The organism is Roseivirga sp. YIW32, from assembly GCF_057219245.1.
In genome coordinates this window covers 1058000-1071351 of the sequence record NZ_JBXVVG010000001.1, presented here as the reverse complement: position 1 = coordinate 1071351, position 13352 = coordinate 1058000, and the positions used below count along the sequence as shown (strand labels likewise).

Sequence of the window (13352 nt, the reverse complement as noted above, 5' to 3'; positions counted from 1 at the left end):
CCTTAAGTCCTCTATAAGGCTCTCAACTGAATTCTTCGAAAAGCTACTTTTGCTCCATGATCTTGAAGACCGATGTGACCCGTTTGTGTGGTGCCAAATTCAGGCCAATCAGCAAAAGGAGTGGGACCGATCAAATCCATCCATTCCTGTCCATTGACCGGGAATTCAAGTACTCGTACGCCATTGAAGTCTAACCACCCCTCATTTTTACTTTGGTTGATGTGGAGTAAGTATGTGTTCCATTCACCAGCAGGATTACTTACCCATTGGTTTGGAGCCAACACATTGAAGAGCGAGCCGGCCCTTTGTATATTACCACGCGCTTCAATATACTCCTTCCAATTGTCATCGAGCATCTGTATTTCAGGTCCGGTTTGGTAAGGAAAGGCATAAGCGGTATCTTCCTTGACGGACCAAAAAAGTCCCGAATTGCCGTTGGCCGAGATCATCCAATCAATGGAGAGCTCAAAGTCTTTATAGGTGTTGTCTGAGATGAGGCTAGCGTTTGAAGCATCTGTTCTTAATGTGGGGTCAAAAACGAGTACTCCATCATCTACATACCAGCCATTTGCCTGCCCGACGCCGTTGTACACATGCCAACCGCTAAGATCCTTTCCATTAAACAGGTCTTCCCATCCTTCATTTGTTGAACAACTGAGGATCGAAAGGAATAGGAATGCTAGGGCTATTTTTTTCATAGTGGACGATTGAATAACATAGATAAACAAAATTCATTGTTTTTGACGTTTCGCTTATATAAACTAAAGACATGAAATCCACGCAGCTTTTCATCCTTTGCTTTCTCATCCTTTCTTGTGGGGGGAAGAAGGATAGAACAGACGACTTTGATATCAATAGCTCTCAGAGCCTAGAAAAAGTAGTGATCAAAGCGTCAGAGATCATTGATCTTGAAAACAAAGGTATTGGACCGATCAAGGAGCTAAAGCTAGAATCAACAATTGACCAAGAGCTGGCGACGTCAGGAGAGGAGCTGTTCAATTCGTCGTGTACGGTGTGTAATCGAATTGACGCCAAATTTATTGGACCCGAATTGCAAGGAGTAACGCAGCGTAGAAGCCCAGAATGGATCATGAACATGATCCTGAATACAGAATACATGCTAAGAGATGATTCTCTGGCCAAAGCGCTGTTTATGGAGTTCAATGGTTCTCCAATGACGAATGTGGGGTTTATTGAACAAGAAGCAAGGGCTGTATTGGAATACCTCAGAACAGCAAAAATTCAATAGTCAAAAGCATAAAGATCCAGAGCAGGCTTTAAAAAAAAACGTGCCAAGAAAAAGTTTAGCGATGCTGATCAATAAGCAGCACATTGTCATCAGGATCCTGAATCATAAAGTTTGCAGGTCCACTGGTCTCCTCATCCGCCTGAGAAAGCAAAGGGATGCCTTTTGCTTTTAGATCGCGCTGTATGGCCCGAACATCGTCAAAAGTTTCGAGTTCCTTTGCCTCTTGGTTCCATCCAGGATTGAAGGTCAGGATGTTGTTTTCAAACATTCCTTGAAACAAGCCAATGAGGGTATCCTCATTTTTCATGATGAGATAGTGTTGTTCAATTGATCCAGCAAATGGGCTAAAGCCTAGTTTTTCGTAAAATTCTTTTGAAGCGTTAATGTCCTTGACAGTTAAGCTAACAGAGAAAGCTCCTAGATTCAATAATGTCTTTTACTAAAGTTAGTAGAAAATTAATTATGCAGGTGCAAGCAGTATTATTGGAGCAAATAGATCAGGTCGCCTAGGAGAACCACCTGTGTGACAAAGACAAGGATATCCAAGCGTTTCGGATAGCGCAAGTAGAAGAGCCCAATGAGCAGGACAAGTAGAGGAACTATTAGGCCTGAGTAATACCGAAGACTGTTCGTTGTTTTCGCTTGATCAACGATCTGAAATTGATTGATCTCCCTAAAAATGAGCGAAACCCGGTAGTTAACCGTTGTGCCAATCAAGTCTGATCGATAGAGGTCCTCTGGCAGGTTGATGGTATGGTGTGCCGTTGAAATGCTGTAGCTGTAATGATATCCTTGTGCTGCATTATAATACTCTTCACGCTGTTGATTTGCTTCTCTAACGGTTTCTTCAAATGCTTTACCGGGAAGAATGAAATCAAGCAGAACAACTAGACAGAGTGCGCTGAAAAAATAGGAGGCGTACGTTTTATAGGAAGCAGGTTGGCTCATTAATTTAAAGAATTGGTGATATGATCAAGAACATGTTCAATTCCGGGCAAGGAGAATAAGTCAAGCGGAGACATTCTGGCTATTCAGGGCTTTCGGTAAATATAAGCTCGTCTTTATAGCGAATCACTGACACGTGTTTTAATGACGCATCTCCCCAGTAGGTGCGGTAATCAGGGTACTTGAAGGTTAGCTCCTTTCCAACTAACTGATCTTCCAGAGCACTGGCTGTTAACCCTCGTTCAGTTCCACGATTGACATAAAATGCACGTCCATCGTCAAGGCGAAATACAATATCCGCCTGTGTCGTTTCTACAATGCTAACCACTCGTCCTGAATGACTTAAGAGATCAGATTCCGGAAGAATAGGGATGGGTCTCAAGACCGTGCTGACCAAGAGGAAGGATAAGATCAAGAGTGATAAAAGGCTGAGTATTTTTACTGACTGAGAACGTAGCATGCGATGATAAATGGATTTATTATTCAACAATTTTCATTCATAGAATGAAGACAAAAGGTTATTACCATATTCAATATAGCGAAATAAACATTTTCTTTTACAACGGGTGGCTTCGACCAAACGGATATTGCGAGATGTTGAAGCCTTAACTTTTTGAATGCACCCCTTTGAGAAGAATCCATGCTGCCAGACATAGAAAAGTCAAGGCTGTTAACAGGGGAATAGCCAATGTATTTTCAAATACCTCCAATAAAGCCAAGACTAAACTGCCGGCGGCAATGAAATTTGCGGCCACCGCATAACCGAGCTCATCATAGAACCATGCATAAGGAAATAAATGAGCACCAGTTATGATCGCGTGGACCAGAATAAAATAGTCAGGAAACTTGATCAACATAAAAACAGAAATCGCAAAATAGATCAGTTGAGCAAAGTTCAACCAGAGTCCGAGGGGTTGCAATGGGTTGTTTTTAATCTTCCAGGTAGTTTTCAATACGTTTGACAATCCAAATGCGAGGGGCAGTAGTAAGGCCCCAACCATGAAAGCAAAGATGCTCTTGTTGTAAGAGGTTTGATCCCAAGACCAAATAAAGCTGATCAATAGACACAAAAGACCTGCTGCCAGTAGAAAATCAACGCCTTTCTTCGCTTCGCGTTGAATTTCGAGTTTGAGTGCTAAGATGCTTTTGTGCTCCAAAACCTCTTTCATGCGTCCTTAGTTTTTCTTCTTGGCTGGCGTATTAAAAGGGGGTGGGGTGACCACTTGTTTAGGAGTTGCATTGATGAGTTTCATAAGCTCATTTACTCCTCTTTCCAATTGTGGGTCTCGGCCTTCTGCTAAGGCCTTGGCGTCTTGGCGTACTTCAATATCCGGTGCTACGCCTTCATTTTCTGCTACATAGACGTTGTTGATCGGGTCGAATACTGCATTGTCTGGAGCGGTTAAGGAACCGCCATCGATCATGGCATAATGCGTCGAAGACTTTACTAGACCACCCCAAGTAGTCATGCCAATGAGTTGACCCGCATTCTGTTGCCTGAAGGCCCAAGGGAAGAAATCACCTCCTGAACCTGCAAGTTCATTAATCAACAATACTTTAGGTCCTAAAATACCACCTGGAAGGCTAAAGGCCTGCCCATTGGGTACTTCATTAGTCAAGCCTGCTCGGAGTGAACGAGTCATCAGATCGACCATATAGTCGTCTAAAAGACCGCCGCCATTAAAGCGTTCATCGATCACAGCGCCTTCCTTGTCTTGCTGGGCGAAGAAGTAACGATTGAAAGATACGTATCCCGGTCCTCCGGTATTAGGAACCCAGACATAGCCAAGTCTTCCATTGGACAATTCATCCACTCGTCTGCGGTTGTCTTCCACCCAGGCCCGTTGTCGCAATGCCGATTCAGAGCGAATGGGTTCGATGGTTTCAGTCCATGCTCCGTCAAAGGTCGGTTGGTCATTGATGTGAATCAGTGTTTGAACGCCTGCTGTACCGTCCAATAGTTGAAAAGGACTTTGATCAGCTGTCAGTTCTTGACCGTTGATGCCAACCAAATAATAGCCTTCTTTGACCTTGATGTTGGGTCTGTCAAGAGGAGAGGTGAGCCCTGGGTTCCAGCTTTCTGTGGTGTATATCCGCTCAATTTTCCATTTGTTTTTGTCCAAGACCAAGTCAGCGCCTAACAAGCCCATTTGTGAGCGGTCTACACTTGGGTAATCACCACCGCCGACAAAACTATGGCCAACAGAAAGTTCTCCATTCATCATGTCCAGCACATAGTTCAAATCCGCCCGATGTCTTACATAAGGAATCAATGGGGCATATCGGTCATACACTGCATTCCAATCCCTTCCATGCATTCCCGGGTCATAGAAATAATCCTGTTCGTAACGCCAGGCTTCCTTGAAGATCTGTGCCCATTCTTCTAATCGATTCAGTTTCATCTTCAAATTGACCTGAACGGCTTTTCCTCCTTTCCCACTAGGACCGCTGGTTGATGCTACGGTCCAACGTCCACCGGCTTGCATGATGATCTTTTTGCCGTCGGGGGAGAGACTGAATTGTCTGACACCCTCCATGAATTCCTTGGCTTCTCTATCGGCCAAAGAGAACTTATGCAATGTCAATGCGAATTGACCAGGTTTTCTTTCCGCAAGGAAAAAGGAGCCTGCTGGGCCGCTTGCTGTCGCAACGTAATTGGCCGTAGACAAAGGCAGAGCGATCGTTCGGCGGTCAATACCCTCAAAATCAATTGAAATACCTTTTTCTTCCTCTTTTTCTGCTTTTTTATCCTTTTCTTTTTCCTCATCCTTTTGTGTTTTCTCTTCCACTGGTTTTTCTTCATCGCTTTGAGGAATAAAAGGCGAGTCGACTCCTTCCTGCAATACGACTACATAAGCCGCATAACTAGGATTTGCCATCATGGCACTGGTGTTTGCCCAACTTGATCCAAGTGCAACATCCGTGCTGGCTAAGAAATAGAAATGTGTCATGTCTGCGTCCCAGGTAGGAGAGGTCGCGTCGGCCAATTCATTGGTCATTTGCTTGACCTCGTTGGTCTCGCTATTCCAGATCATGATCTTTCTGAAGTTATTCGGAGCAGATTTAGCGTAAGCGAGCATTTTGGAATCAGGAGACCAGGTAATACCTGTATTGCCTCTCTCGAGATTGGTACCTCCGACATCTGCGGTGATGATGTTCCCTGTTGCAAGATTTAACACCCTGATCCGCACGTCATCATCTACAAAGGCTATGTGTTTACCGTCAGGAGACCAGGTAGGTTCCCAACCTAATTTAGATTCACCGATGTCGAAACTTCTTTTGTCAGAGATTCCATCTTGTTTGGTAATGTACAAGCGGTACTTGTCGCCTCCTTCATCTGAAAACCAGGCAATTTCATCTCCTTCAGGCGACCATATGGGTCTTCGATCTGCCGTTCCAGAGCTCTTGGTGATGTTTCTTGCATCGCCAAATTCAGTCGGAACCGTGAAGATCTCCCCGCGCGCTTCCATCAATACGCGTTTCCCAGTTGCTGATAAAGACACTGCGCTAGCTCGATCACTTACGGTTTCCCATTGCTCTTCGGCCCAAGGAAAATCAGCTTTGATCTCAATACTCAATTTGGTCAAGGCCTTTGTTTGTGGGTTGAGTAGATGCAAATAGCCATCGTGTTCGATCACCAATTGTCCACCACCAGACCCTAACCACTTGACATCGGTATTTTCCAAGGTGGTGATCTGCTCTAGGGCTTTTGAGCGGGGATCGTAGGACCAGACGTTCATGTTCCAATCTCTATCAGAAAGAAAATACACCTTATTGCCTAGCCATGTCGGTTGTATGTCCGTAGTGCGTTCATCAAAAGGAAGAAGCGTTTCGTTTTGATTGCGTGTATCCAAAAGGATCAGTGGAGTGTTCTGGCCACCACGATAGGCTCTCCATTCAACATCCCAGCGGTCCATGCGATCAAGGGCAATTAGTCGACCATTCGGACCGTAGGAGCCATCAAAACCCCATTGGGAAGAGACCAAAGTAGAGGGACCTCCTTGAGCGGGCACCGTCCAAAGGCGGGCATAACCTCGAGGAGCCGTACCTCTTGCAGATGCATACAATACCTGACCACCATCAGGCGTCCAACCTCGAACATTAGCAGCGGAAGGTTCCCATGTCAAACGAGTCGGCATGCCTCCTTCTTTGGAAACTACATAAACAGCTGTATTCCCTGACCGATTCGAACTAAACGCAATCCATTGGCCATCGGGAGAAAAGTGTGGATTGCTCTCAATGGCAGGTGTTGATGTGATACGCTTTACATTTGCCCCGTCCAAGTCAGCTACCCAAATGTCGGATCCATAGGTAAAGGTGATTTGATCACTGCTAAGTGAGGGTTGGCGCAAAAGTCTTGATTCCTGAGCAGAGACTGATAAGCTGAGCAAAAGACAGAGAGTAAATAGGAGGGACGCGTTTTTTGATGACATGATTAGATCAGTTGTTTACAACCAATCTAATCAATAAATATTATTTTTTGAATCTACTGGGGCGAGTTATCTGCTTCCACCTGGCATTGAAAGTCAGGAGGAGTTAGGAAGAGCTGCAAATTTTTAAGATCGTTTGGATCAATATCGTCCCCAAGGTTTCCAATGACTTGACCCTCGCAATTGTATACTTGAATGATTGTCCCACAGTTGGGACAGCAGTTGTTGAGGACAAATACTTGTTTTTTGTCTAGCTCAGCAGATTGGAAATAAAAGAATTTACCCAAGTCACTCTGTTGAAGATCATCATAGAAGTCATTCATCCAGGCGGGTGTACTATCCGGCGGCAAGGAACAAAGTTCAGCCTCCTTCTCGCAACTCAGGCATAGAAGGATCGAAAGAAGCAGGAGCGAAAGGTTTTTCATTTTGTTAAGTAAGACTTGTTGTTTAGGGAGTCCAAATTCCAAAAATCACACCAATGATATTCCTAGATCACGAAAGAGATTCCGTGAAAACGATCATATTCACTTATCGATGGGCAAATGGGCTGGCTGCCGCATCGTCCATGAACCAGCTGACGTTGTCTCCATTGAAATGGGCGGCAGGATAGGAACGATACCCTGCTTTTTTATGAAATATCTCATCCACTTTTTCGGCCTTGCCTGCACCTGTCACTAAAAAGCAGATGTATTGTCCATTGTTGATCACAGGTCCATTGAGGGTTACGCGTCTTTGACCACTTTCAGGATGCGTCGCTACCCCGCAGACGGCTGTTGCCTCCAGTAGTTCCATTTGGTGCGGGAAAATTGAGGCTGTATGGCCATCATCACCCATCCCTAAGAGAATAATGTCAAATTGTGGAAGTCCATTGACAAGGGGTAAGTGAGCTTCAATTTCGCTGCTGTAGCGCTGAGCTTCATTCTCAGGATCATTTTCACCTAAAATGCGGTGGATGTTGTCTGGGTTGATCCTAATGACATCGAAAAGACGTTCTTTTGTCATCTTGTAATTGCTGTCCTCATCAGTAGGGGCTACACATCGTTCATCGCCCCACCAAAAATGAATTTTGTCCCAGTCGATGTCTTCGTCGTATTCATCGGCCAATAATTCAAAGAGAATTTTAGGCGTAGATCCTCCTGAAAGGGCAATATGAAAGGTTTCCTTCTCGCTCACTTTGTCAGCAAAGAAATCAGCAAATGCTTGAGCAGTGGATAAAGGATCTTGTGAGATGAGTGTTTTCAAAACGTAGCTCGGTTAAAGTTAAAGTTGACAGTAATTGCCATCATCGGTTAGATTGGAGCATGGATACCGCCACTGCATATTGTCGCCTTCGATCAATTCATCTGCATGTTCTGGTCCCCATGTGCCTGAAGGATAGCCATAGATCGGAATTTCATCATCCTGTGCCCATGCTTTCAAGATCGGGTCGATGAACTCCCAAGCTGCTTCCGTACTGTCGCCTCTGGCATATAGGGTGGCATCGCCTTGCATGCAGTCTAGGATCAAACGTTCATAAGCACCCGGTACGTAGACATGGGATAATTCGTCGTAGTGAAAATCCATGTTCACCGTTTCCGTATTGAAGCCGGCCCCTGGGATTTTCATGTCAAATTTTAATAAGATGCCCTCATTAGGTTGAATTCGCAGCACAAGCGTATTCTGAGGATTGGCCAAAGCTTTTTCATTGGCGAAAAGATGATGATGGTTAGGCTTGAAGTGTATCACGACCTCCGTGACCCGCGTGGGTAGTCGTTTCCCTGTACGGATATAAAAAGGGACACCTGCCCATCGCCAATTGTCGATGAAAAATTTCATCCCTACATAGGTTTCCGTTTTGGAATTGGGGTCGACACCAGGCTCTTCTCGATAACCTAAGATGTGCTTATCTTTTACATTAGAACTTAAATACTGACCTCTTATAACATCTTGTTTGACAGAGTCTTGAGTGTAAGGTCTTAAACTTTGAAATACCTTGAGTTTTTCATTTCGTATGGACTCAGCATCTGCCTTGACAGGCGGTTCCATTGCTACTAGCGCAACCAGTTGGAACAGGTGATTTTGTACCATGTCCCTGAGTGCCCCTGCATTGTCGTAGTAGCCGCCTCTTTTTTCCACACCAACAGATTCAGCGGCTGTGATCTCGACGCGGTGGATATGGTTCCGATTCCACAGCGGTTCGAAAATGGTATTTGCAAAACGAGTCACAAACATGTTCTGAACCGTTTCTTTGCCTAGGTAGTGATCGATTCGATACACTTGCTCTTCATCGAAGTCCTGGAGGATATGCTGATTGAGCTCTTTGGCAGAAGCCAAGTCATAGCCAAAAGGCTTCTCAATGATCAATCTTCTCCAGTGGTTCGCATTCTTATTCAGTCCTGTTTTTGCTAATCCTGAGGTGATGGTGCTGTAAAGACTGGGAGGGGTGGCCAGATAAAAGATGTAATTCCCCGCACAGCCTATGGTTTGGTCTATTTCTTCCAGTCGCTGTTGTAAGCCGGCATAACTGTCGAGGCTTTTGGTGTCCATGGCATGGTAATGGATCTTTTCAGCGAAGGAGTTGAGTTGATCACCGCTTTCGTCCTTTTTAAGAACTCCCTCGTTCTCGAATATGACCTTTCTGCGGTAGGCGGAATTATCAAAAGAAGTTCTGCCAACGCCTGTAATGGCGAATTTTTCAGGAAGAAAGCCACCGCAGTACAAGTCGAAAAGGGCAGGGATTAACTTGCGCTCCGTTAAGTCTCCGGAAGCGCCAAAAATGACTAGTTGTTGATCTTTAGTTTTCTTCATGCATTCTAAAAGGGTGATCTGCTAATAACCTATTCTGCCCAATGGTTACCAACGCGTAATAGTTCCCAAAACTAATCAAAAGCAGTAGATTGTTCGCGGGTATTTGGACAATAAACTAATTCTTTCCCGCTTATTTTCAAGTGGAATTAATAAACTTGCGCCTATGGCGAATACAACATACGATTTTGGTTTGGTAGGACTCGGTGTAATGGGTCGTAATTTTATCTTGAATGTTGCAGACAATGAATTTTCAGCTATTGGACTTGATCTTGATGAAGAGAAGGTGTCTTCTTTGCTAGAAGAGTCTGAAGACAAAACAGTTACTGCAACTACGAAAAAGGAAGAGTTTGTCAATGCGCTGGCAACGCCGCGAAAGATCATGTTACTCGTTCCGGCTGGTAAGCCGGTCGATGGTGTAATTAATGACCTCAAGCCACTGCTTGAGCCTGGTGATATCATTATTGATGGTGGTAATTCCTATTTTACCGATACCGATCGTCGCTTTGAAGAGTTGAAAAAAGAAGGTATACACTTTTTTGGGGCTGGTGTCTCTGGAGGAGCCAAAGGGGCTCGTAAGGGACCAAGCATTATGCCTGGCGGAGATCAGAAGGCCTATCAACACATCAAGCCGATCTTTGAGGCAGCCTCGGCAAAAGTGGACGGAGAGCCCTGTGTCGCACATTTAGGCAACGGCTCGGCGGGCAACTATGTCAAAATGGTACATAATGGGATCGAGTATGCCATGATGCAAATGATCTCCGAAGTCTATCACCTTTTGAAAAATGGACTCGGTTTATCCAACGATGGCCTTCGGTTGATCTTTGAGGACTGGAACAAATCGTATCTTTCTTCTTTTTTGGTTGAAATCACAGCAGAAATTTTTGCTCAAAAAGATGAACTGACCGAGGGAGAATTGGTCGATCAGATCTTGGATAAGGCCAAACAAAAAGGAACGGGCAAATGGACCTCCCAAAATGCCATGGACTTAGGTGTTCCGATCCCAACCGTGGATGTTTCCGTTAGTATGCGTCAAATTTCAAGTTTTAAACACCAACGCGTGAAAGCAGAAGGGCGCTATGAACTGGACAAAAGCCCCTTAGAACTGACCGTGGATGACATGAAAAAGGCGCTTCATTTGAGCTTTATCTTGGCCTATGCACAGGGTTTTGTTCAATTGAAAAGTGCATCCGAAGCCTACGACTATGACCTCAACATGGAAGTGATTGCCAAAATCTGGCGAGGGGGTTGCATTATTCGTTCGACGCTATTGGAGGATTTCAGAAAGGCTTTTGATGCGGAACCTACCATCGACAATATCCTGATGTCAGAAGTTTTGGTTGACAAAGTGAAAACAGAATTACCGCAATTGAAAAAGGTGGTATCAGCTGCTTTAGGATCTGGATACCCGGTTCCGGCTTTGAGTGCTTCACTCAATTACTTTTTATCCTACACCAGTGGGCGACTTCCTCTTAATTTGATTCAGGCACAGCGTGATCATTTTGGGTCGCATACCTACGAGCGGATCGATCGAGAGGGAATCTTCCACACGGAATGGGATTGATCAGATCAATTGATACAAGGCAAAGATCAATAGGAAACTCGTGACAGAGATAAAAGTGGATTGGATGGTCCAGGCCTTCATGGTTTCTTGAACTGATTGGTCGAGGTAACGATTCACCAGCCAAAAGCCACTATCATTGACATGCGAGGCGATGACAGAGCCTGCTGCAATGGCCATCATGACAAAGGTTCGATCGATCATGGACAAATCCATGTCGACCAGAACGGCAGCCACTATGCCTGCGGCGGTAAGCATGGCAACGGTTGCTGATCCTTGCATGATACGCACCAAGGCAGCCACAAGATAAGCCAAGAGGATCACCGAGAAATCTGAGCTCGCCATGGCATTGCCGATCATGTCACCGATCCCAGTGTTGATCATGGTGTTTTTCAATACTCCTCCGGCACCAGTAATGAGGATGATAGACCCGGCAGGGGCTAGGCTTTTGTTGGCTACCTCAAATAGTTCTTGCTTTGACAAGCCTCTTTTGGTTCCGAGAAAATACATGGCCAGGAGCGTAGCCATGATCAAGGCAATGAATGGGTGCCCCAGAAAACTGAGGATCTCTATCCATTTTGATGGTGCTAACAGGCCTTCATTGCTTAATGTCTGAACAAAAGAACCTCCTAAGATGAGCAAGAGCGGAAATCCTAAAACCAAAAAGATGATGTTGACCAAGGATTTATCATAGTTGAAATTGAAAACAACGGCCTGAGCTTCTGTCTGCATCTTAGGGGTGATCAATCGACTTAAATACAAACCGCACAACAGTACAATGGGTAATCCGATCATGGCACCGATGGCAATGGCATATCCGAGATCAACCTGTAAGATCTCTGCTACAGCAACGGGTCCGGGAGTGGGAGGAATGAAACTATGGGTGACGGCCAGCCCTGTGATTAAGGGTAAGGCAAAGTGTAAGATGTGTTTACCGCTTTTTTTGGATAAGGCACTAACAATGGGTAGCAGGATGATCAAGCCCACATCAAAGAAAACAGGAATAGCGACGATAAAGCCCGTGATAAGTAAGGCCAAACGTGCACGTTGTTCTCCGCCTTTCTTCAATAGGAACATCGCCAGTGCTTGAGCACCTCCTGAATGCTCAAGAAAAGCGCCAAAAATAGCGCCTAAGCCGACAATGGTGGCGACGAAGGCTAAGGTTTCTCCCATGCCCGTCGAGATGGATTGAATGACTTCAGTTGTACTCAACCCTCCTAAAATGCCCACCCAGATCGCTGCGATCAATAAGCTGAGAAAGGCATTCAATCTCATCTTAATGATGAGGGTTAAGAGTAAGATCACGCCAGTCACAATGGCAAGTATCAACTGAACTTCTTCCATAGGAGTAAATTTGAGCCTTACAAGCTAGGGAATTATTTCATGTTAAGAATAATGGATTGAATGACATCGTCTTGAACCATGGTTCCATCGATGCGGTGTAGATCTGTAGTAACTTCGAGCGTGTCGAGCTGGGAATCGACGAGTTCTGCTTTCATAAAATGTCCTTGACGGTTCGACAAACGTTGGATGGCTTCTTCTTTATCAATCTCCAGCCAATAGAAATCACAATCCAAGCCTTGGTTCAAAAAACTGCGGTAGCTAGTTCTCAATGCAGAGCAAGCCAAAACAAAGTGCTCACGATGACTTTGTTTGATGTATTCGGCAATGGCTGCCAACCAGGGCCATCGGTCTTCATCTTCCAATGGAATCCCTCGACTCATTTTTAGAATATTCTCGCGTGGATGGAAATCATCGGCGTCAAGGAAGGGTACGGAAATTTGACGCGCAAGGGCTTGTCCAATGGTTGTTTTACCACAACCGCTGATTCCCATAACAACCGCTACTTTTTTTGAATGCACGTGGCTCAAGTTAAAGACTTTCACGAAGTAGGCGAAACAGTAGCATGGACATTTCGTTCTTTTTGTAAATTGTCTCTAGTGAAAAAAGCCTCTTTGATCTTTTGTATGTTTCTCTGCTCGTTCTGTGCACAAGGACAAGACTTCGGTGAGCCTTCCTTCATGAAGAGTGTTTATTTCCGCGGCGGGAGTTTTTTTGTGGATTGGGAGCAATCCATTGGAGTTCAACAGTTCCTCGATTCTATTCCTAATATTCATAATTATGTGATTACGGTCCACAGCCATACCGACAATGTAGGAGGTAAGGAGTACAACGAATGGCTAAGTCAAATGAGATCGGAATCGGTAGTCGAAGAACTTTTGATCAATGAAAAAGTGAAAGAGGAATTTATTGAGATCAAAGATTTTGGCTTGTTCAATCCCATTTATGACAATTCAACATGGGAGGGCAGACGCAAAAATCGTCGCGTCGACATTATTCTTTGGCTGGCTATTTAAGGCCTTCGATCATCAGAGAACGCAAC

General features: G+C 44.8%; 14 protein-coding genes. 3 read left to right on the top strand and 11 right to left on the bottom strand.

Annotation, left to right across the window (positions count from 1 at the left end):
- Positions 1-11: 11 nt before the first annotated feature.
- Positions 12-698, bottom strand: coding sequence for a 3-keto-disaccharide hydrolase (locus AC2D6U_RS05190; protein ID WP_484719888.1), 687 nt, complete (start codon positions 696-698; stop codon positions 12-14).
- A gap of 71 nt (positions 699-769) precedes the next feature.
- Between AC2D6U_RS05190 and AC2D6U_RS05185 the strand changes: the two genes are divergently transcribed.
- Positions 770-1249 (top strand): c-type cytochrome, encoded by a 480-nt coding sequence (locus AC2D6U_RS05185; protein ID WP_484719887.1) that lies wholly within the window; start codon positions 770-772, stop codon positions 1247-1249.
- Between the two features lie 55 nt (positions 1250-1304).
- Here the strand turns inward: AC2D6U_RS05185 and AC2D6U_RS05180 are convergent, their stop codons facing one another.
- The 8 genes from AC2D6U_RS05180 to zwf all read right to left on the bottom strand — a co-directional run bounded on the left by AC2D6U_RS05180 (position 1305) and on the right by zwf (position 9411).
- Positions 1305-1676 carry a VOC family protein gene (locus AC2D6U_RS05180; protein WP_484719886.1) on the bottom strand — a complete coding sequence of 124 codons (372 nt, stop codon included), beginning with the start codon at positions 1674-1676 and terminating at the stop codon, positions 1305-1307.
- 53 nt (positions 1677-1729) lie between these two features.
- On the bottom strand, positions 1730-2197 hold the full coding sequence (locus AC2D6U_RS05175; protein ID WP_484719885.1) for a hypothetical protein: 468 nt from the start codon (positions 2195-2197) through the stop codon (positions 1730-1732).
- Positions 2198-2276: 79 nt separating this feature from the next.
- Positions 2277-2654 carry a hypothetical protein gene (locus AC2D6U_RS05170; RefSeq protein ID WP_484719884.1) on the bottom strand — a complete coding sequence of 126 codons (378 nt, stop codon included), beginning with the start codon at positions 2652-2654 and terminating at the stop codon, positions 2277-2279.
- Between the two features lie 145 nt (positions 2655-2799).
- Positions 2800-3363, bottom strand: coding sequence for a DUF7010 family protein (locus AC2D6U_RS05165; protein ID WP_484719883.1), 564 nt, complete (start codon positions 3361-3363; stop codon positions 2800-2802).
- 6 nt (positions 3364-3369) lie between these two features.
- The gene (locus AC2D6U_RS05160; RefSeq protein ID WP_484719882.1) at positions 3370-6546 is read right to left on the bottom strand and encodes a S41 family peptidase; all 3177 of its coding nucleotides are present in this window, start codon (positions 6544-6546) and stop codon (positions 3370-3372) included.
- 134 nt (positions 6547-6680) lie between these two features.
- Positions 6681-7049 carry a hypothetical protein gene (locus AC2D6U_RS05155; protein WP_484719881.1) on the bottom strand — a complete coding sequence of 123 codons (369 nt, stop codon included), beginning with the start codon at positions 7047-7049 and terminating at the stop codon, positions 6681-6683.
- A gap of 103 nt (positions 7050-7152) precedes the next feature.
- Positions 7153-7866 (bottom strand): 6-phosphogluconolactonase, encoded by a 714-nt coding sequence (gene pgl / locus AC2D6U_RS05150; RefSeq protein ID WP_484719880.1) that lies wholly within the window; start codon positions 7864-7866, stop codon positions 7153-7155.
- Positions 7867-7884: 18 nt separating this feature from the next.
- On the bottom strand, positions 7885-9411 hold the full coding sequence (gene zwf / locus AC2D6U_RS05145; RefSeq protein ID WP_484719879.1) for a glucose-6-phosphate dehydrogenase: 1527 nt from the start codon (positions 9409-9411) through the stop codon (positions 7885-7887).
- Positions 9412-9574: 163 nt separating this feature from the next.
- On the opposite strand from zwf, the gene gndA reads away from it, so the two are divergent.
- A complete protein-coding gene (gene gndA / locus AC2D6U_RS05140; protein WP_484719878.1) occupies positions 9575-10972 on the top strand; it encodes an NADP-dependent phosphogluconate dehydrogenase in 1398 nt (465 codons plus the stop codon).
- Here gndA and AC2D6U_RS05135 read toward each other — a convergent pair whose 3' ends face one another.
- Positions 10973-12313, bottom strand: coding sequence for a GntP family permease (locus AC2D6U_RS05135; RefSeq protein ID WP_484719877.1), 1341 nt, complete (start codon positions 12311-12313; stop codon positions 10973-10975).
- 32 nt (positions 12314-12345) lie between these two features.
- A complete protein-coding gene (locus AC2D6U_RS05130; RefSeq protein WP_484719876.1) occupies positions 12346-12831 on the bottom strand; it encodes a gluconokinase in 486 nt (161 codons plus the stop codon).
- A 78-nt stretch (positions 12832-12909) separates the two neighbouring features.
- On the opposite strand from AC2D6U_RS05130, the gene AC2D6U_RS05125 reads away from it, so the two are divergent.
- Positions 12910-13326, top strand: coding sequence for an OmpA family protein (locus AC2D6U_RS05125; RefSeq protein ID WP_484719875.1), 417 nt, complete (start codon positions 12910-12912; stop codon positions 13324-13326).
- Positions 13327-13352: the final 26 nt, after the last annotated feature.